Source organism: Methylophaga sp. OBS4, from assembly GCF_026319305.1.
Classification (GTDB): Bacteria; Pseudomonadota; Gammaproteobacteria; order Nitrosococcales; family Methylophagaceae; genus Methylophaga.
In genome coordinates this window covers 18,717-38,499 of the sequence record NZ_JAPDMV010000014.1, presented here as the reverse complement: position 1 = coordinate 38,499, position 19,783 = coordinate 18,717, and the positions used below count along the sequence as shown (strand labels likewise).

Sequence of the window (19,783 nt, the reverse complement as noted above, 5' to 3'; positions counted from 1 at the left end):
ATACCGAAAGAACCCTCACTGTTTACATGGGCTCTGATACGCGCAGTCCAGGTTATTTCGGTATATGTTTACGCAACCATATTGAGTTGGTGTGTTCATCGTTTTCCCGCTGTTCCCGGCGTTGTTCAAGTTTTACGTCTTGTGCCCGGTAGCGTGACATTAAAGAATCCAAGGCTTGTTCTTTATTGCGGGCTTGCAACCATATTTTCTGTTGATTGTTAACCTGGCCGCGGCTTTGATTGACCTGTAATTGCTGGGCATGAATAGCCTGATCCAGTTGCGCCAGAAACGCCCGTAGCTCCAACGCTTTTTTTGCCGACATGACCATCGGATCATCCTGACGGAAGCGCAGCAGATATTCCTCCCGGTAGCGAATCAAATCATCCAGTTGGTACTGATCACGCTGCAACAGCGCATTCGTTTCACCGAGCCTCGCCAGCTCAGATTCAGTTGCTTTGCGCACCATATCCACAACAGGGGTCAATTTTCGTGTTCGACTCATAGTGAATGCTCTTTCAGTTTGATATTGTCGGGTTCAGCGTCCCTGTGGTGTTTTGCCGCAAGGCGCGATGCGCAGGCAAGGACCATTTTGTCAAGCACCGCAACACCACGGCAGGACACCACAGGGGCGCCCGAAGGGTCGGCCTGTCAACGTCCATGGCGGTGTTGCAGCTCTTACAAAGGGGCGGCCATTCGCTGCGAGCTGCGCCTTGCCCTGAACGTTGACAGGCCAACTGAATACCACAATATCAAATTGAAAGAGCATTAGGCTTCCGTCAAACGTTTAAAAAATATTAAAACCTTCTGGCCGTGCCATTCATCGCGGCAGGGGCCTGGGCCAGGCTCTGGTTGTTCTGGTTTTGTAACTGCTGTCGCAGTTCAATAGTCTGTTTTAAGCTATCAATGCTTTGCTGCCAGTTTACCGCCTGATCCATGCCTTGTCTGAGTAATTGTTGCAAGGCAGGGAATATCGCTATCGCTTCATCAATCAGTGGATCGCTGCCGCGGCTATAGGCGCCGACACTGATTAAATCCTGATTATGCCGGTAGGCGGCATATAGCTGTTTGAATTGTTGTGCATGCTGCAGTTGTTCTGCATCAATAATATGCGGCATGACCCGGCTGATCGAAGCTTCAACATCAACAGCAGGATAATGACCTGCTTCAGCCAGCTGTCTCGATAACACGATATGCCCGTCCAGGATTGCTCTGGCCGCATCGGCTACCGGATCCTGCTGGTCATCGCCTTCCGTCAATACGGTATAGATAGCCGTGATCGCGCCACCGTCATCCGGGCCGTTGCCCGCCCGCTCAACCAATTGCGGCAGCAAAGAGAACACTGATGGCGGGTAACCTTTGGTCGCCGGTGGTTCGCCAATGGCCAATGCAATTTCCCGTTGCGCCTGAGCAAAACGTGTCAGGGAATCCATCAGCAGTAACACCTGCTTGCCCTGATCACGGAAATATTCTGCGATACTGGTCGCCAGCATGGCACCATGCAGGCGCATCAGCGGTGAATGATCTGCCGGTGATGCCACCACGACTGCCCGTTGCAGCCCAGCCTCACCAAGAATGTCCTCGATAAACTCTTTGACCTCACGTCCGCGTTCACCAATCAGGCCGACAACGATCACATCGGCTTCGGTAAAACGGGTCATCATGCCCAGTAAAACGCTTTTACCAACACCACTACCAGCAAACAAGCCCATACGCTGGCCACGGCCGACACTGAGCAAAGCGTTGATACTCTGCACCCCGACATCCAGATGTTCGCGGATAGGCGAGCGTGCCAGCGGATTGACCGGCTCACCATGTAAAGGCATTTTATCCCTGACTCTCAGCGGCCCTTTGCCATCCAACGGTTTACCGGCACCATCAACAACACGTCCCAGCAAACCTTCACCGACCGGCACCTGGGAATCACTTCGAATCGGCCGTACCCGGGCATTGGGAACCAAACCGCGCATATCACCGGTAGGCATCAGATATAAAGTTTCGCCGGAAAAGCCTACCACTTCGGCTTCAATCGGGCGCTGCCCCGCACCCAGCACTTCACAACGACTGCCAACGGGAGCCTGAAACCCCACGGCCTCCAGGGTCATGCCAACCATGCGGGTTAACCGGCCTTCCACCGGTACCAATGGCCCGGAATCATGGTCAAGCCGCTGCTGATATTCTTTTATTCTGTTTCGCCAGACAGACTGACGATTGCTGTCAATCGTCATAGCCACCGTCACTGCGCTCTTCACCGAGCAGCTTGCTGATCAGACTGTTTAAACGCGCTTCAACGGTAGCGTCCACCAGGGTGTCTGCGGTTTCAAGACGCACACCGCCACGGGTCAGCAGCGGATCCTCTATCCATTGCCAGTTATTATCATCCTGTTCCATCGACAGGCCTTTTTGAATAATCGGCAAATCTTGCGGATGCACAAAGATTTTCAGTTTACGGTCGGTAATCGGCAAAACCTGCAAGGCGGCGCGCATGGCACCAATCACATGTTCCGGCTCCTGTTTAAGCTCGCGCCGGATCAATTGTCTGGCCATGGTGATACTCAGGTTAACCAAGTCTCGTTCGATATCCTGATCCAGTTCTGCCAGCGGCTGCTGCAAGGTGTTAAGGATTTGCCGCAGATGCGTCAACTGCTGCTGGATATCTTTTGCACCTGCATCCTGTCCGGCCTTAAACCCCGCCTTGCGGCCTTCTTCAAATCCGGCTTTATAACCTTCTTCCTGTGCTTGCTGTTGCAGCGCTTCAATGGCTTCAATCGTGAGCATGCCCGTTTCGCCATCAACATCGGTGACCGATACCATTTGTGGCGCTTCCCAACGCTCGTAGGCATCGGCCAACTCTTCCGCTGACAATACATCAGCCTGCTGGGTTACCAGCGCATCATCAGATAAAGTCATCGCCGCTCCCGCCGCCTAGCATGATTTCACCTTTCTCAGATAAATTGCGGGCTGTGGCAAGAATGGCTTTTTGTGCGGACTCCACATCACTGACACGCACCGGTCCCATTGCTTCCAGATCATCACGCATCATTTCAGCAGCACGTTGTGACATATTGTTGAGGAATTTCTCTTTCAGGGTTTCGTCAGCACCTTTCAATGCCAATTGCAGCTGGTCGGACTGAATTTCCCGCATCAGCGTCTGCACACTACGATCATCGATATCGATCAGGTTGTCGAATACAAACATCAGATCTTCAATGTTTTGCCCCAGATCCGGCTCACTTTCCTTGATGCGTTCCATGATCGACGCTTCAATCGTGGTATCAACAAAGTTAAGAATATCGGCTGCCGTTTTCAATCCGCCCACCGTGGTGGTCTGCGCGCCGGAACTACCGCTGAACTGCTTCTCGAGAATCTCGTTAAGCTCGGTCAAAGCTGAAGGCTGTACCCCATCCAGCGTAGCGATACGCAGCACAATATTGGCTTGATCCCGATCCGGAAATAAGGCCAGTACTTCAGCCGCCTGATCCGCATCCAGAAATGAGCATACGATGGCTATAATTTGCGGATGTTCCAGCCGGATAACCTCGTAGATCCCGCGGGCATCCAGCCATTTCAGTTGATCGAGCCCGCTGGTATTGCTGCCTGACAAAATTCTGTCCAACAGGCTGCCGGCGCGATCCTCCCCCAATGCGCCGATCAGCATTTTACGGACATAATCGTGAGAGCCGATGCCCAGGCCGGTTTCCTGCTCAACGGTCGATACAAAACTGCCGAGTACCGTCTGCACTTCTTCGCGGGTTACATTGTGCAAGGTCGCCATGACATGACCAATCTTTTGCACTTCTTTTGGCCCCATATGCTTGAGCACTTCGGCAGCATCGGCTTCACCGATGGAGCGAAGAAAAACGGCTGCTTTTTCAGTACCGCTGAGTTTTCTGACTTCTTCTGCCATTACGCATCACTCGCTGTCCAGTTCTTGACCACTTGTGCCACCAGTGCAGGGTCTTGTTGCACCAGGCTGCGAACATTGGCGACTTGCTCCTCCATTTGCTCCGAACCTTTGGTTAGTTTAGCAATGTCTTCACCGCTTACGCCACTGCTTACAACAGCCTGTTCCGGCGTTATCGCCAGCGCGGCACCTTGCTGGTTAGCGGCTGAGGCCGGGGTCTTGTTCAGATCGCGGAATGCGGGACGGATCACGCCGAAAATCAGGAACAATACCACCAGTGCCCCCATTGCTTGTTTGGCCACATTCCAGACCCAGGCCTGTTGCCAGATAGGCTCTTCAGGCAGCGGCTCCAGCGCTTCCGGTGCAATAAAGGCGGCATTAACAATATTGAGACTGTCACCGCGCGCTTTGTTGAAACCAATGGCATCAGTGACCAGAGCGTTGATACGGGTCATTTCAGCCTCAGTCAGGGGACTGGACTCCACGTTGCCGTCAGCACCGACACTGCGACGTTCATCAATCAGCACAGCGACACTGAGCTTTCTGACATGACCAGGCGCAACACGGGTATGACTGATGGTGCGATCCATTTCGAAATTACGGGTAGCTCGCTTGGTGGTCGAACCCGGTATCACCGAACTGCCTGCTTCACCTTCTTCAGCAGTTGCCTGCTCCGGTGCAACACCACCGCCGGGTGGCTGATTGCTGAGGGCGCCAGGTATGCCCATGGGGCCACCGCTACCTACCCGTTTTTCTTCCTGTACCTGTTCACTGCGCAAAGCGGTCATGTCCGGGTTGTAACTTTCATGCGTCTGTTCCGTCATGGTAAAGTCCACTTCCGCCACAACCTGCGCCCGCACACCGTTCATACCGACAATAGGTGTCAGTATATCCTCGATACGGTTGATGTAGAGTTGTTCCAGTTTCTGCGTGTATTCCAGCTGACTATCACTCATCGCAATACCACTGTCACGCTCAGGTTTAGTCAGCAGATTGCCGCGCTGATCAACCACGGTAACATCTGAATTGGCCATATCGGGCACACTCGAAGCCACCATATGGGTGATCGCCGCCACCTGACCCCGCTCCAGTTTGCGCCCGGCAAACAGATTGATCACAACCGATGCCGTAGGGTTTTTTCGATCACGAACAAATACAGATTGTTTGGGTATAGCAAGATGCACGCGGGCACTGCGAACATTGCTCAGTTCGGCAATCGAACGGGATAATTCCTCTTCCATCGCGCGTTGATAACGGGCTCGCTCAATAAACTGACTAGTACCAAACCCTTGATCACCGTTGAGCATTTCCATGCCCTGCGAGGCACTTCTGGGCAGGCCTTCTGCGGCCAGTTTTAGACGTAGTCCCTGCACTTTGCCGGCCGGCACCATCAGGGCACCGCTTGCAGGATCCAGTTTGTAATCAATATTCATCTGTTGCAGCATATCAGCGACTTCAGATGATTCCTTCGGCGCCATATTGGCGAACAACACTTGATACGAAGGGGTCTGAGACCACATCAAAACATAACCACCCACAGCAATACTGGCGGCAATCGCCAGCAGAAAAGCCATCTGTTTCAAAATGGGCTGGCGCGAAACATTACGCTGCATCACCGACAAGGGCGTATTTGCTCCAACCAAATTCATATTGGCTTGATTACTGGCTGTAGCCGGTACGTTTTCCATATTTTTACTCTACTTGACCAAAATGGAGGCTCATTAAATCGACATCCGCATCACTTCCTGATACGCCTCGACCATCTTATTTCTCACCTGTAGCGTCGCTTCAAAAGCCACACTGGCTTTTTGCGATGCAATCATCACATCAACCAGATTGACATTGGGATCTCCCATTTCAAAAGCCGTTTTCAGATCCCCCGCCGTTTGCTGGGTCTGGTTAACCTGATTCACCGCTGACTGCATGACATTGGCAAAATCAACACGACCGGCGCCCTGATTGTCCTGGGCCGGAATCGGTTGAATATTCGCTGAGGCCTGTGCCTGTAACGCACGCATTTGAGTAAGTAGTTGGTTCGGATCAATCGCGTTAATCATAAATGTCTCCCATCAATTCTGATTTATAAGCTTTGTTTGCTTATGCAGACTTCTTGCCAACCTTTTCCGGAATATCAATGCCCTGCTCACGAAAACGGGCAATTTTGTAGCGCAGCGTACGTTCACTGATGCCCAACTCTCTGGCACTGAGCCTGCGGCTGCCATTATTTTTATCCAGTACGTCGATAATATGACGCTGTTCCTGGCTGCGCAGATCCTGTGCTTTCTGCTGCAGGCTTTCGGTCACAACTGAAGGTATTTCGATGGACTCTTGCTGGCCGGACATGGCTTCAAACGCAATATCGTCAGCGCGCAAGGTCTGTCCGGGCTGCAGGATTAAGGCTCGCTGCAAAACATTGTCCAGCTCACGGACATTACCCGGCCAGTGATGCGCCAACAAACGAACTTTGGCCGCCTCATCCATCTGCGGAACAACACGTTGTGCCTGACGGCAATGTCTTACCATCAATCTTTGAGACAGCGGCAGGATATCATCGCGACGTTCACGCAGCGGTGACAATTGCAACGGGAAAACATTAAGACGATAAAACAAGTCTTCACGAAAACGGCCGGCGATGACCTCGTCACGCAAGGTACGGTTAGTGGTCGCCAATACCCTGACATTCAGTGACAATACTTTGCGACCGCCGATACGTTCGACTTCACGCTCCTGCAATACGCGCAGCAGTTTGGCCTGCAACGCCAGATCCATTTCTGAAATTTCATCCAGCAGAAGGGTACCGTGATTGGCCTGCTCAAATTTACCGGCATAAGCCTGACTGGCACCGGTAAACGCCCCTTTTTCGTAACCGAACAAAGTGGCTTCCAGCATATTTTCCGGAATCGCCGCGCAGTTAATCGCCACAAAGGGATGTTCGGCACGGGATGAATGGGCATGAAGAAAACGCGCCAGTACTTCTTTACCGGTACCACTCTCGCCATTAATCAATACAGTGGCATCGGTATCCGCCACCCGACGTGCCAAAGTTTGCAGATCACGTGATGATTTAGCCTCGGCAACCATATCCTCTTCATTGAGTGTCAGACTGGAAACGTAACGCTGCACTCTTTGCAACAGCTCATCAGCTTCAAACGGCTTTATCAGATAATCCGACGCGCCTTCATGCATGGCTTCAACCGCGCTTTGCACCGTGCCATAAGCCGTCATCATCACTACCGGCAGATCCGGCATCATCGCTTTGGCTTTTTTCAGCAGCGTATAACCATCCATCGGCTGCATCTGCAAATCGCTGAGCAGCAGCCCCACGGGTTCGCTGGCAATTTTATCCAGTGCCGACTGGCCGTGTTCCATGGCGCTGACCCGGTAACCGGCCAGTTCCAAAGTGTCACACAATGCACCGCGAAGATGAGCATCATCCTCGACCACCAAAATGGTTGATTGATTCATGGGTTGGATTCCTATCTTGAAACGGTTGTACGGTGGAAAGGAGATTGAGCTTGATACACCGGCAAACGCAAACTGAATGTGCTGCCTTCACCTTCATCGCTGTCCAGCCACATATAACCTTTATGCGCCTTGGCAATGGATTGAACCACCGCCAGCCCCAGACCGGTTCCGGATGATCGGGTGGTGTAAAAAGGAGCCATGATTTTATCTCTGTCGGCAGGCGAGATACCCATGCCGTCATCTTCAACACTGATTTCAATCCAGGTGCGCTGTTCTTCATCTTCAACATATTCAGCAAAGATGGTGATGTTTCCCTGCTCACCACACGCCTGTCTGGCATTGTTAAGCAGGTTATTGATGGCACTGGCCAACGCAGTCTGGCTGCCATAGACATGACCATCGTTAACCGCGTTGTGAATTTGCAGATGATAATTATCCGCATGGGGTTGTGACATGAACTGTTGTTCGATCTCGCGTAGCAGGCTGTTGATGGCAACCGGCGAGGTTGAGGCCGCCATATCACCACGGGAAAACGCCAGCAGATCTTTAACCAGCTGTTCCATATGGATCAGGCGGTCTCTCAAACGCTGGGCAAAGCGCTGTTTAACTGACGGTTCACTGTCTTCTCTTAACAGAGGCGCCAAATACAACAAGGCTGAAGCCAAAGGTGTTCGGATCTGATGGGCCAGTCTGGCGGCGACTTCCCCCATAGTCGACAAACGCTGCAGATGGGAAACTTTGTTCTGTAATGACCGGGTTTCGGTCACATCATGCAATAACACAATCTGCCCCGGCTCTGAATCCAGCGGGCTGGTAGAAATATGGACCAGCCGGCCATCTTTAAGCGATACATCATGGCCATCACCGGGTTGGGGCCGAAAAGCCCGCTCGATAATATCGATCCAGCGTTCGCCTGCCAGCGGCTCACCCAGTAAAGCAATTGCCGCGGCATTCACTTCCTGCACAAACCCTTCGCCATCCAGAACAACTACACCGGCCGGTAATACCGCCAACAGGCGGCTGTGACGGTTAGCCAAGCGTTCAGCTTTATCTGTTGGCGATGAAGGTTTACTGAGAGGTTCCGGCTGCCGGGGTTGTGAAGCCGGTTGCCAGTACTGTTCTGCCTGGCGTAAGGCTATTCTGGCATTGGCGCTATGGTTGATAGCGTCGGGTCTGGCGGATAACTTCAAGTTCATAAAAACTGCTCCCACATACGATGTTGCTGCTCAACGCATGCTTTGCAATTAATATGCCTGTCTTTTTTACCTAATTATTTCAATCACTTAAATTACCCACAAATCCTGTTTGTCAAAACCATGACACTATGAAAATCATGGGTAGCGAATAGTTCGACAACTCAGGGCGAACGGGTCCTCTCTCCGTTCGTGCTGAACTTGACGAAGAGACAAAGCATGAACGCTTTTACACACTACTTTTTGGAGATCTGGCTAAACGGCTAATCTCAGCCCAATCCCCGCGCATCAATGCTTCTTTCTTTTTCCTACTCCAACCTTTGATTTGCTGTTCAAACTGCAATGCTTCATCACGGCTAATAACTTCCTGAGAAAATACTAACGTTATCGGCCGCCGTTTATACGTGTAACAAGAAGAAATTATTCCTTCCGAATGCTCATAAACGTGTTTTTCCAGATTATCTGTATGCCCCGTGTAATAGCTTCCGTCAGCGCACTGCAGAATATATACCCAAAATCCCATTGCCGCTTCCTTGGCTTATGTTGATTAAGCTTATCGGTTTCTAGCCCTTCGACTGTGGGCTCAGGGCGAACGTGGCCTTCTCTCCGTTCTGCTGAGCTTGTCGAAGCATGAGCACCTTTCCACACCACCCTTCGACAGGCTCTGGGAGAACGGGCCGTCTCTCCGTTCGTGCTGAGCTTGTCGAAGCATGTCCCCCTTTTCACAATAACCCTCGACAAGCCTGGCCTGAGCAAAGACGAAGAGCTTAGGGCGAACGGGTATTTTTCTTCTGCTAGTGCTGAGCTCTGAGCTTGGCGAGGAGACGAAGTACCGCCCCTAATCCCCCTCACGCTGAATGCCATATTTACGCATTTTTTCCACCAGCGTGGTACGACGCATCTTCAATTTTTGAGCTGCATGAGCGACAACACCAACAGATTCCTCAAGGGCCTGTTTAATCAACAGGTATTCCAGATTAGCCAAATGCTCTCGTAAATCCAGTCCTTCTTCCGGTAACGCCTCCACTACTGCGTCAATCGGGGTTGATGGCTGCTTTGCACTACCGTCCGGGACCGGCTTCTGATCGACAGCGTCCGGCGGCAGCGGCAGGTTACGATGAAGAACCGGTTGTGGGGCCGCGCTGATCATTGCAGTGATCTGCTCGGGCAGATCTTCTCCCTGCAACTGATATTTTTCCGGCAGGTCGTCGTAATCAACCATGCCGTAAGGATAGAGAATCACCAGTCTTTCCACCACATTAGCCAGTTCACGTACATTACCGGGCCAGGGATAACGGCATAAAGAAGTAATGGCCGCAGCAGTCAGTCTGACGGTGCCACGACTTTCATGTTCAATACGTTTAACGAGTTCGTTGATAAGCAGCGGGATATCTTCCGGCCTTTCACGCAGCGCAGGCATCTCTATCGGAAAAACATTGAGCCGGTAGAACAAGTCTTCACGAAAACGCCCGGCATTAATATGATCTTCCAGGTTCCGGTGCGTGGCGGCAATCACCCGCACGTTGGCGATCTGGGTTTTGTTGCTGCCGACGCGCTCAAAAGTACGCTCCTGCAATACACGCAGTAGTTTAACCTGCATCGGCAAAGGCATATCCCCGATTTCATCCAGAAACAAGGTGCCGCCCTCTGCCATTTCAAAACGGCCTTTCCGTGCGGTGATGGCACCGGTAAAGGCCCCTTTCTCGTGTCCGAACAGCTCGCTCTCGAGTAATTCGCCGGGGATCGCACCGCAGTTGACCGGTACAAAAGGTTTATCACGTCGGGCAGAAAAGTGATGCAGATTACGGGCAACCACTTCTTTTCCGGTGCCGGATTCACCCAGGATCAGTACATTGGCATCAGAGTCAGCCACCTGATCGATCATGCGCTGTACTATCTTGATTGAACGGCTGTTACCCACCAGCGAACGAAACAGATTGCCACTGGACAGGTCACTACTAGCCACCGGACCACGATATATCGTCGCCTGCTGCAGGGCATTATTCAATTGCGGATATTTGATAGGAAAACGCAAAGAACCAATGGTACCAGGAAAATCCAGCACCTCGGAGTCCGGCAACTCCAGCGTAAACACCGGTACGCGGGCTTCATGATTAACCAGCTCTCTAAGCAGCTGCCTGGTCATATGGTGACCGCCGCAATCACCAATAATAGCCATGACGACTTTATTCAAATCATCAATCTGGTTTGACCAGATTTGTGGGTCTTCAATAATAATGGGCTGGCAGTTTATGAATTCGATAAGGGTCGATAGCATTTCGCGTCGGTTGGTGTCCCCCTCCACGACCAACACATTGTTTGCATTCATACGTTCTCCAACGACTTTCCTTGATAATCGACGATATCGATTTATTATTTTTCCAAGATCTGTCAGCGTTTTTTCAGGTTCAGCAGAGACGAGGCTGTAACGTCAACAGACCTTGAGGAGTTAAGCATTTTTAAGTGCGAATTGTCAAAAAAATGACGGAACGGATCGTCGCTGCTCGGTTTCATTGGCAAAACATATTTCGGAGGTTTAGCTGGAATGGTAAGCTGCCACGGCTTTTTTGTTTTTATTCAGTCCACTGAGTTCAACATGTAAAGCCTGACGTGCATTTTTACAACAAGTCTCAAGTTGCTGATTCATGGCGATCATCTGCTCCAGCAGCGGACGGATAGCATCGATATTATCGACTTCATCGACAGGGAAAACCGCATCCAGTAAAACACTGCGTTGTTGTTGTAAATCAGGCAAGACAGACCAGTTTTCTGCCTGTGCCTGCTGATACATGATATTAGTCAGGTACAGGGCCTGCTTGAGACTGGCAAGTTTGGGCATCGCAGCCATGCGATCAATGGTAGTCGGCGGGAATGTTGTCCCAGCCGGACTTAATTTCCAGCAACAGGGTAGTCACCTCATCCAGAATGGCGGCATCATTATTCATATTTGCTTCCAGCAGACGACGTCCCATATATTCGTAGAGGGCATCCAGATTAGCGGCGATATCACCGCCTTTTTCGGCATCAAGGCTGGTTCTGAGTCCCTGAATAATATTCATCCCCCAGGTGATCTGACGACTTTTTTCGGCAATGTCATTACGGGTAATGCAGCCTTTGGCAGTGGCGATCCTGGACAATGCGCCTTCCATCAACATCTGGATGATACGGTAAGGAGAAGCGTAATTGACTTCGGATTCGACCGCGCCGCGACCATAACCTTCCAATGCTTTTTTATTGACCATAGTTTGCGTCATTTCAACTTATTCCTTTCTTATGATTTGTTAGCTGCTGGCAGCGATGCCAGTTGCTGTGTCAGGAAATTACCGGTGCTGCTGAGCTGACTCACCAAAGTATCCAACGCCGTAAACTGAGCGCGGATCCGGGTTTCAACAAGCTCCAGCCTGGCTTCCATCCTGAACTTGTCATCTTCAATTCTATCCAGCTGTGTCTTCAGGCCGTCTTCTCTGGCATCAATAAGTCCATCTGTTGCCAACCAGCCATCGGCCAGTGTCTCAAGTCTGGCGGCATAACCTTCACCTTCAGCAGCGAATAGGTTCACAAAAGATGAAAAGTCATCATTCAAGGCAGTGGTGACCGCATCGCTGTCCACTTCCATCACCCCTTCTTCATTGATAGAGACACCGGCCTCGATCAAATAATTGAACGAAGAACCACTGATAGCCGTACCGGCATTGAGCACATCAAATATGGAACGTTCAATACTGAGCAACGTGCTGTCAGCTTCCAGCTGACCGCTTCGTTGTTTGTTGATTTCCGTACGCAAAGCATTAAATGCCTCGGCAAAGCCATTGACTGCTTCCAGAATAGCTTCATCATCCCGGTTAACTTCCAATGTAGCCGATCCCAGACTTTTAGCGGTGAAACTGATACCCTCCAGCGCGCCTGAAATCGTATTACTACTGCTGGTGACGGTAAAACCATCAATTTCAACAACGGCATCTTTGGCAGTAGAAATCGCCGTCGCATTGGTGACGCCGCCGGCAACATCATAGGCAAGCGCTGATAATCCTGCATTGTCGGTATCGTTGCCATCGCCATCACCGGCAATAGTGACTGTCAATGCATTGGCAGTACCGGTGTCATTGGAAGACAACACCAGTCGCGTGCCATCATCGCTATTCACCAGTGTGGCAGTGACACCGGTATTATCGCTGGCACTATTAATCGCATCACGCAGCCCGGTCACCGTGTTGTTGGTACCATCAACGACAATATCAAAACTGTCACTGCCTACGGACAGGGTCAAAGTGCCAGTACCGACGACGGCGTTACTATCGGCAAACGGACCAGCGGCAATTTTGTCCTTTTCTGCCAAAGCCAGTACATTGACGGCATAACTGCCCGCAGTAGCATTACTGTCAACGCTGGCAGTAAAGATACTTTCATCGCTCGACAACCCTTGAAATAACTTGAAGCTGGATGCGCTGCCCAAGGCGGCCATGGCCGATTGGAAATCTGATATTTTACTTTTCAGCGAACCATAGGCACTGATTTGAGCGTTGACCTGGGACGTTTTGGTATTGAGTCTGTCCAGCGGACGGCGCTCCAACGCAACCAACTGGCTGACGATGCTTTCTACATCGAGTCCAGAGCCGATACCAGCTGCGGTTATTGTTGCCATGATGCTGTCTCCAAACTTCTGTACACGTTAAAACTTTGCTGCAAATCCCGGGCCAATCAGACCTTGATTTCCAGTAAAATTCCGCGATACTTCTCGACCGCATTGCGTATGTCAAGCAGTGTCTGTGACGGAATCTGCCTGACCAGTTCATCCGTTTCCGAGTCGATCACCTTGATGACCGTATCACCGCTGCTTTCATCAACGGTAAACTGCAGGCTGCGGTTGAAATTTTGCATATGATCGTTAAGTTCAGCGACCCTGTCCTGTAACGCTTCAATTCGATCCTGTTGCTGCTCCAGTTTTTTTGACGTAGAGGAAGCGGTTTCTGGCTTTTCTGAAACGACAAAAGCAGGGGTCACATCAGTGACGGCCTGCTGCCTGGTTTCGGGTTGCTTTTGCTGCAACATCGGTAGGTTTGATTGCACTAATAATTCGTTATTAGCCATCGTCACCTGCTCCCTTATTCAGTGAACCGGATATTCCCGGAGACGCGGCCTCCGGGATATCGGTTCTTCAAACTTATCCCAATAATGACAAGGCTGCTTGAGGCAGGGTGTTGGCTTGAGCCAGAATGCTCACACCAGCCTGTTGCAAGATCTGTGCACGGGTCAGATTTGCAGTTTCTGCTGCAAAGTCCGCATCTTCAATACGGCTACGAGCGGCTGTCAGGTTTTCGACAGAGTTTTGCAGGTTAGAGATAACCGCTTCAAAACGGTTTTGAACCGCACCGTAAGTGGCGCGTGCTGAGCTGACATCATCAAGATCACTACTCAGACTCGCCAGCGCAGCAGAAGCGGCAGCCGTAGTCGTGACGTCGATGGTACCCGTTGCTGTCAGATCAGCAGCAAAGGCATTGATGCTGGTGATATCATCCAGCGTAACCTGGATCTGATTGTTAGCTGCGCCGGAAGCACCTACATGGAAGTTCACCGTACCACCACCACTCAACAGATCGGTACCGTTAAAGTTGGTTGTCGCAACAATACGGGAAATCTCCTGGGTCAACTGATCGACTTCAAGTTGCAGACCGGATGCATCACCGACAGTATCATTAGATGCCTGTACGGCGATTTCACGAATACGTTGCAGGTTGTTAGCAACCTGACCCAGCGCACCTTCAGCAGTCTGGCCCAGTGAAATACCGTCACCGGCATTACGAACCGCCTGATTGGAACCGCGGATATCACGGGTCAGCTGGCCGGCAAAAAACAGGCCTGCTGCGTCGTCTTTGGCGCTGTTAATGCGCAGACCGGATGACAAACGTTGTAAAGAAGTGCTCAGACTACTCTGGGATTTATTCAAATTGCTTTGGGCATTCAAAGAAGCAATATTGCTATTGATAACTAAAGCCATGACTTTCTCCTAACCGCCAGTACTATCAGTACTGTTTGTTGACTTTGGCAGATATACATTGATTATGTATTTACCGCCTCCGCAAACATTAACGGCAGGAGAAAAATATTCTTTAAAAAAATTTCAAAGATGTTTTTTGGGTCATGGCTGCAGAATCAGTCATCGCTCTGCAGCTTGTTTATTTAGCCTTGTAGAAGCGACAACGCATTCTGAGGCAAGGTGTTGGCCTGCGCCAGAATGCTTGTGCCCGCCTGCTGCAGAATCTGGGCACGCGTCAGCTTGGCAGTCTCCGCCGCGAAATCTGCATCTTCGATTCGGCTTCGGGCTGCGGTCAGGTTTTCTGCATAGTTCTGCAGATTGGAAATCACCGCCTCGAACCGGTTCTGAACCGCGCCATAAGTTGCTCTGGCCGCATTAACAGCATCAATATCGGTACTCAAGCTCGCCAAAGCCGCAGAAGCCGCAGCGGTAGTGGAGACATCAATAGTACCCGTTGCTGTCAAATCAGCAGCAAAGGCATTAATACTGGTGACATCATCCAGCGTAACCGTAATCTGGTTACTGACGTCACCGGAAGCCCCTACATGGAAGTTGATGCTACCGCCACCGCTCAACAAGTCCGTGCCGTTGAAGTTAGTGGTCGCAACAATACGAGAAATTTCCTGGGTCAATTGATCAACTTCCAGCTGCAAGCCAGCAGCGTTACCGACGGTATCATTCGAAGCCTGTACCGCTATTTCGCGAATACGTTGCAGATTATTAGTGATTTCACCCAGCGCGCCTTCTGCTGTTTGCCCCAGAGAAATACCATCGGCCGCGTTACGAATGGCCTGATTGGAACCCCGAATATCACGAGTCATCTGGCCTGCTACGAACAAGCCGGCTGCGTCATCCTTGGCACTATTGATTCGCAGGCCGGATGATAATCGCTGCAACGATGTATTCAGATCGTTTTGCGATGTATTCAAATTGCGTTGTGCATTGAGAGACGCAATATTCGTATTGATAATTAATGCCATAACTTTACCCTCTTAGTTGTTCTCTATGCTGTTGATTTATCAAAAACTACTCGAACACAGAGAGAGCAAAGCACAATATATGCCATTAATGACCAGCAACACCTCCGGATACCGATTCCAGTTGTGTAAAATCGCTGTCAAGGCCTATTGCAGTAAGCGATTGCAGCCATTCATCCAGATGGTCTTCCAGTAAATAATGCTGGATGACCCACTGTTTGAGACGGTTACCTGACTGCTGCAGAGCAAGCGGATCGGCAAGTGCTTGCCGTATTGCCGCCAACCACGCCGCCTTGTCGTTGTTTACCCGTATCACCGGTGCATTATTGATCTGGTAAGGGAAGATATCTGAACAAATGACAGGCCAGCCCAATATGCCATATTCCAGCAGGCGCAGATTACTCTTGGCTTTGTTGAAGTCATGCATTTCCAGCGGTGCCAGTGCCAAATCAAGGTTCAGCGAAGCCAGTTTTTGCGGGTAGTCGTCGATATCAACAAAATCATGTTCTTCCTTGATGAAAGGTTTGATTTCCTCCGGACACATTCCGAAAAATATCCAGTCGATCTCTGACGCCGTTTCCTTCACCACATCGGTGATGATATCGAGATCGCCCTGATGTTGTTGTGCACCGGCCCAACCTACGCGAGGTTTTGCGCCTTGATTGCGCTGGCTTTCCAGCCCCAGCCAGACTGCCTTCTGCAAACGGTTGGGAATCAAACTGATATCGTCGATCATATCCTCACACAGCTCGGCCAGAGGCTGGGTGGACACAATCAACCGGTCACAATAGCTCAGCGCTCTGCGCAATCGGCTTCTGGCATCACGATACGCGGCTTTGAGTTTCTTGTACTGCGAACTCCTCTCCGGCAAATCGTGCAACAAATCATCCAGCAGAAAAACGATATGGGTATCCGGGCTGAACTCACGGTACATCTGCAGATATTCCAAATCACTGTTACTGATAGCATTCTGAAATACCACTGTGTCAGGCTGCAGTCTCACCAATTCGGTAATAGTAAGATGACGGTCACCCACTTCACATAAGGCCCGGCCGGCTTTTGCCAGCGCATTAAAAGGCTGGGTCATCCGATACGCACCCGAGCCTCCCCGAATCGGCACCCCGAAACAACGTAAACGCAGATGGTGATGCAGATCCCAGTTTTGCATGCCGTTCAGATCCAAACCGAAATGATGGCTGCGTAACGTCAGGTTGCGGTTATAGGCAGGATCATTCGCCAGAACCGGTAACCATTGTTGCAGCATATAACGTTGTTCTGCTCGGGTGCGTTCCGCTTTTCTGCCGTAGCCCTGCCAATCGTAATAAAAACTGCTTTCCTGTTTTTCACCGACACTGGTACTGCCGTGATGGACCACCATCGCGTAAGGTGTCCAGACTATACGGTAACCCCGCTCCCCCACCCGCAGGCAGAAATCCACATCATTAAACAGTACCGCGAGGTGATCCACATCCATGCCGCCCACTTGCAGATAAACCTCGCGCTTGACCAGCATAACGGCCGCCGTCACCGCAGAGAAATTCTGATCCAGTCTTGCCCGCTCCATATGACTGCTATCATTGAGTGCCAGCATATTGCAATAGTGATGATCGGCAATTTGCCGGATGCCCAGAATTACACCGATATGCTGCACGCGACCGGAGCCCGGATACAATAATCTGGCACCGACAATACCGACGTCCTCACGCTGACCATGCACCATCATCCGGCTCAGCCAATCGCCTTGAATAATTTCGGTATCATTATTCAGCAATAGCAGAAATTCGCCTGTCGCCTGCTCTGCCGCCCAGTTGTTGATGGCCGCAAAGTTAAAGGGTTTGTCATAGAATAAAACCCGAACCCGATCCCCATGTTCGGCACTGAGTTGCCGGTAATAAGCCAGCGTATCCGGATCGGTGCTCTGATTATCTACGACCAACACCTCATAGTCGGGATAGCGGGTTTTCTCCAGCAGCGTTTCAATACAGGGCTGAAAAAACTCCAGTTTGTCCTTGGTCGGAATGATAATCGTGACTTTAGGCTGTTGCTGATGCAAATATTCCACCCGGTAACTGTTATCGACATAACCCGCTTCAATTTTGACCGCAACCGCGTTGCGCTCAAAATGCTGTTGCAAGGCCTGTTCGCCCGCTATCGCATCAAACGGTCTGTCTACCTGGCTGCTTTTGTGTATCAGCACGTCTGGAATATGACAGAAAGCAGTCTCTCCAAAGCTGTCATACCAGCGCAATGCCAAATCATAATTTTCAGCGCCCGCCAGCTTCTGTATCCCGCCAAGCTGAATCAAATGACCCGCCGGCATCCAGCCATTACCGATATAGGGAGATGAACGCAGTAAATCAAGATTAAAGTCCGGCTTGAATCGTGGATGACTGCGTTGATGGAATTGATCAATCTGATCATCATCGCTGTAAATAAAGCTGCAGCCGGGATACAAATTAATGTAATCCGCGATCTTAGCCAGAGAATGCACCCTGAACTGCATACCCGGCTCAATAAAGCTCACCCAGTGTGAAGGGTAACGACTGATTTCTTCATTCAACACCTGGTTGGCATCGTCACTGCTATCTAAAGTCCGCCAGTGAAGAAAATCGGCTTGTTCAAAAATGGGATCGGGGGCAGGTGTCGCCGCCACCACGGTCAGTTGCCAGCTCTTAAGCAGCTGACCGGCCAATGAATCAATCGTGTCGGCCAGCAGGCTTTCCTCACCCGGCAATACGAACATAAAACAATGCATCACCGGCTGCAGCGGCCAGTGCAACATCATGCGCTCAGCCAGAATTTCGGCATCCACCTCACGCAGTTCATGCTTTCGCATCCAGATTTGATAGTCATCGTGTTCAAGCAAGCGAACGAGCTGCTGCTTGATTTGTGAAATAGCCATGCTTTCTTCGCCGGCATCATATTGTTCATTCAGCAGCAGCTGAGCGCGATTAAGCTCGCTGCGACGCTTGCGGCCCAAGCCTTTACCGGCATGATAATCCACATCCTTTAGTCCTGCTTTAATCAGATATTCAGCCATTTGCAGCAACAACTGCTCTTTGGCGGTAGCATTAATTTTACCGTTGGCCGTATTGCTGATTATTTTTGCCACCACATCCGGCAACGGCTGGTTAAGCCCTGTTGCAGTCTCAATAGCCAGATCCAGCGGCGTTGTTGGTATATTGCCGCGTGACTGATGTCGATTCTGGTTAAACTCATTAACCGTATAGGGTTTCTTGCCTTCAGCGCGCGCCGTATCGCCCAAGGCGCGATAAACTTCTTGTAACAGTTTCGTCGCCTCATCACAGTCAGGATTAAGCTCAAATATCTCCAGCACAATAAAGTAAACAAGTGCACTGGCGAACTTGAATTGCTGGAGATATTTCATCTCAACATCGATCGCCGCCTGAGCCAACTGAAGTTTTTTCTGAATAAGCGCATCCTGATCAATTTGAACATCCGAGTGAAGTATACGATTACGGCGATCAATCGCCCTCAACACACTGATCACCGTTTCATATGATCCGGCATACGCGTGTTGTCCCGGTTTCTGAACACTCAAGTTTTTGCCATGAATCCGGTATTCAGTGAGCTTTTCATCCAGCCGGACGATTTCAAACTTTTCCAAAACCCTCAACCAGTGTTCAAAGTCTTGCACATATTGCAAAACTGGATTCAGCTTACCTGCCTCTGTGAAGACATTCTTTCTGAACGTTGCAGAGGGGGAATTGATAATGTTTCCCTGCAATAACTGCATTCTGAGATCGGTAATCGGGGTTGAAAACACCGTTTTAGTTTCAACCCGCCGGCCTTCACCATCAATAACAAACACATCACTACAAACCACCCCAGCCTCAGGGTGACTGTCAAAGTAAGCCACCTGCTGTGCAAGACGATCAGGTACCATACGATCATCAGCTCCCAAGTGGGCAATCAATTGACCTTCGCAATTGTCGTAACACAGATTAGCAACATAACCGATGCCTCTATTTTCACTGAGGCTGATAAATTTGATTTTGCACGGATGCTGTCGTTGATATTGCTTGATAATGTTCGGAGAATCATCTGTCGACGCATCATCAACAATAACCAGTTGCCAGTCCTGATAGGTCTGAGCCAGTACTGAATCTATAGCTTCACCAATGTATTGCTGATAATTGTAGCTGGCGATGACGACACTGACTCTGGGCACCTGTCTGGCTTCTGTCATGAT

At 50.5% G+C, this 19,783-nt stretch carries 17 protein-coding genes; all 17 read right to left on the bottom strand.

Translation table 11 applies throughout. The features are described from left to right. Nucleotides 1-52: 52 nt before the first annotated feature. Nucleotides 53-502, bottom strand: coding sequence for a flagellar export protein FliJ (fliJ, locus tag OMP95_RS05945; protein WP_266326955.1), 450 nt, complete (start codon nucleotides 500-502; stop codon nucleotides 53-55). Nucleotides 503-794: 292 nt separating this feature from the next. Then, nucleotides 795-2,225, bottom strand: coding sequence for a flagellar protein export ATPase FliI (gene fliI, locus OMP95_RS05940; RefSeq protein ID WP_266327012.1), 1,431 nt, complete (start codon nucleotides 2,223-2,225; stop codon nucleotides 795-797). Continuing rightward, nucleotides 2,215-2,907, bottom strand: coding sequence for a flagellar assembly protein FliH (locus tag OMP95_RS05935; protein ID WP_266326953.1), 693 nt, complete (start codon nucleotides 2,905-2,907; stop codon nucleotides 2,215-2,217). Before OMP95_RS05935 ends, fliI begins: the two co-directional genes overlap by 11 nt. Next, nucleotides 2,894-3,904: a flagellar motor switch protein FliG gene (fliG, locus tag OMP95_RS05930; protein WP_266326951.1), complete on the bottom strand. Its 1,011-nt coding sequence runs from the start codon at nucleotides 3,902-3,904 to the stop codon at nucleotides 2,894-2,896. Before fliG ends, OMP95_RS05935 begins: the two co-directional genes overlap by 14 nt. Next, nucleotides 3,904-5,589, bottom strand: a complete 1,686-nt coding sequence (gene fliF / locus OMP95_RS05925) for a flagellar basal-body MS-ring/collar protein FliF (protein ID WP_266326949.1) — start codon at nucleotides 5,587-5,589, stop codon at nucleotides 3,904-3,906. Before fliF ends, fliG begins: the two co-directional genes overlap by 1 nt. A gap of 33 nt (nucleotides 5,590-5,622) precedes the next feature. Further along, on the bottom strand, nucleotides 5,623-5,958 hold the full coding sequence (gene fliE, locus OMP95_RS05920) for a flagellar hook-basal body complex protein FliE (protein WP_266326947.1): 336 nt from the start codon (nucleotides 5,956-5,958) through the stop codon (nucleotides 5,623-5,625). Between the two features lie 40 nt (nucleotides 5,959-5,998). After that, nucleotides 5,999-7,366 carry a sigma-54-dependent transcriptional regulator gene (locus tag OMP95_RS05915; RefSeq protein ID WP_266326944.1) on the bottom strand — a complete coding sequence of 456 codons (1,368 nt, stop codon included), beginning with the start codon at nucleotides 7,364-7,366 and terminating at the stop codon, nucleotides 5,999-6,001. 11 nt (nucleotides 7,367-7,377) lie between these two features. Further along, nucleotides 7,378-8,562 (bottom strand): sensor histidine kinase, encoded by a 1,185-nt coding sequence (locus OMP95_RS05910; RefSeq protein ID WP_266326942.1) that lies wholly within the window; start codon nucleotides 8,560-8,562, stop codon nucleotides 7,378-7,380. Between the two features lie 226 nt (nucleotides 8,563-8,788). Then, nucleotides 8,789-9,082, bottom strand: coding sequence for a GIY-YIG nuclease family protein (locus OMP95_RS05905; protein WP_266326940.1), 294 nt, complete (start codon nucleotides 9,080-9,082; stop codon nucleotides 8,789-8,791). Between the two features lie 315 nt (nucleotides 9,083-9,397). Next, nucleotides 9,398-10,888, bottom strand: coding sequence for a sigma-54 interaction domain-containing protein (locus OMP95_RS05900; protein ID WP_266326938.1), 1,491 nt, complete (start codon nucleotides 10,886-10,888; stop codon nucleotides 9,398-9,400). Nucleotides 10,889-11,095: 207 nt separating this feature from the next. Further along, a complete protein-coding gene (locus OMP95_RS05895) occupies nucleotides 11,096-11,398 on the bottom strand; it encodes a flagellar protein FliT (RefSeq protein ID WP_266326936.1) in 303 nt (100 codons plus the stop codon). A gap of 13 nt (nucleotides 11,399-11,411) precedes the next feature. Then, nucleotides 11,412-11,813 (bottom strand): flagellar export chaperone FliS, encoded by a 402-nt coding sequence (gene fliS, locus OMP95_RS05890; RefSeq protein ID WP_266326934.1) that lies wholly within the window; start codon nucleotides 11,811-11,813, stop codon nucleotides 11,412-11,414. 17 nt (nucleotides 11,814-11,830) lie between these two features. Next, a complete protein-coding gene (fliD, locus tag OMP95_RS05885; RefSeq protein WP_266326932.1) occupies nucleotides 11,831-13,201 on the bottom strand; it encodes a flagellar filament capping protein FliD in 1,371 nt (456 codons plus the stop codon). Between the two features lie 56 nt (nucleotides 13,202-13,257). After that, nucleotides 13,258-13,647: a flagellar protein FlaG gene (locus OMP95_RS05880; RefSeq protein ID WP_266326930.1), complete on the bottom strand. Its 390-nt coding sequence runs from the start codon at nucleotides 13,645-13,647 to the stop codon at nucleotides 13,258-13,260. A gap of 73 nt (nucleotides 13,648-13,720) precedes the next feature. After that, nucleotides 13,721-14,554 (bottom strand): flagellin, encoded by an 834-nt coding sequence (locus OMP95_RS05875; RefSeq protein WP_266326928.1) that lies wholly within the window; start codon nucleotides 14,552-14,554, stop codon nucleotides 13,721-13,723. A gap of 182 nt (nucleotides 14,555-14,736) precedes the next feature. Next, nucleotides 14,737-15,573, bottom strand: a complete 837-nt coding sequence (locus OMP95_RS05870; protein ID WP_266326926.1) for a flagellin — start codon at nucleotides 15,571-15,573, stop codon at nucleotides 14,737-14,739. 85 nt (nucleotides 15,574-15,658) lie between these two features. Then, nucleotides 15,659-19,780, bottom strand: coding sequence for a glycosyltransferase (locus tag OMP95_RS05865; RefSeq protein WP_266326924.1), 4,122 nt, complete (start codon nucleotides 19,778-19,780; stop codon nucleotides 15,659-15,661). Nucleotides 19,781-19,783: the final 3 nt, after the last annotated feature.

Excerpts from the sequence above, each read along its gene's own strand:
- OMP95_RS05900 (WP_266326938.1), bottom strand. The coding sequence starts at position 10,888 with ATGAATGCAAACAATGTGTTGGTCGTGGAGGGGGACACCAACCGACGC.
- OMP95_RS05915 (WP_266326944.1), bottom strand. The coding sequence starts at position 7,366 with ATGAATCAATCAACCATTTTGGTGGTCGAGGATGATGCTCATCTTCGC.
- OMP95_RS05910 (WP_266326942.1), bottom strand. The coding sequence starts at position 8,562 with ATGAACTTGAAGTTATCCGCCAGACCCGACGCTATCAACCATAGCGCC.
- fliS (WP_266326934.1), bottom strand. The coding sequence starts at position 11,813 with ATGACGCAAACTATGGTCAATAAAAAAGCATTGGAAGGTTATGGTCGC.
- OMP95_RS05905 (WP_266326940.1), bottom strand. The coding sequence starts at position 9,082 with ATGGGATTTTGGGTATATATTCTGCAGTGCGCTGACGGAAGCTATTAC.
- fliG (WP_266326951.1), bottom strand. The coding sequence starts at position 3,904 with ATGGCAGAAGAAGTCAGAAAACTCAGCGGTACTGAAAAAGCAGCCGTT.
- fliJ (WP_266326955.1), bottom strand. The coding sequence starts at position 502 with ATGAGTCGAACACGAAAATTGACCCCTGTTGTGGATATGGTGCGCAAA.
- OMP95_RS05865 (WP_266326924.1), bottom strand. The coding sequence starts at position 19,780 with ATGACAGAAGCCAGACAGGTGCCCAGAGTCAGTGTCGTCATCGCCAGC.
- OMP95_RS05935 (WP_266326953.1), bottom strand. The coding sequence starts at position 2,907 with ATGACTTTATCTGATGATGCGCTGGTAACCCAGCAGGCTGATGTATTG.
- fliE (WP_266326947.1), bottom strand. The coding sequence starts at position 5,958 with ATGATTAACGCGATTGATCCGAACCAACTACTTACTCAAATGCGTGCG.
- fliF (WP_266326949.1), bottom strand. The coding sequence starts at position 5,589 with ATGGAAAACGTACCGGCTACAGCCAGTAATCAAGCCAATATGAATTTG.
- OMP95_RS05870 (WP_266326926.1), bottom strand. The coding sequence starts at position 15,573 with ATGGCATTAATTATCAATACGAATATTGCGTCTCTCAATGCACAACGC.
- fliD (WP_266326932.1), bottom strand. The coding sequence starts at position 13,201 with ATGGCAACAATAACCGCAGCTGGTATCGGCTCTGGACTCGATGTAGAA.
- OMP95_RS05875 (WP_266326928.1), bottom strand. The coding sequence starts at position 14,554 with ATGGCTTTAGTTATCAATAGCAATATTGCTTCTTTGAATGCCCAAAGC.
- OMP95_RS05880 (WP_266326930.1), bottom strand. The coding sequence starts at position 13,647 with ATGGCTAATAACGAATTATTAGTGCAATCAAACCTACCGATGTTGCAG.
- OMP95_RS05895 (WP_266326936.1), bottom strand. The coding sequence starts at position 11,398 with ATGCCCAAACTTGCCAGTCTCAAGCAGGCCCTGTACCTGACTAATATC.
- fliI (WP_266327012.1), bottom strand. The coding sequence starts at position 2,225 with ATGACGATTGACAGCAATCGTCAGTCTGTCTGGCGAAACAGAATAAAA.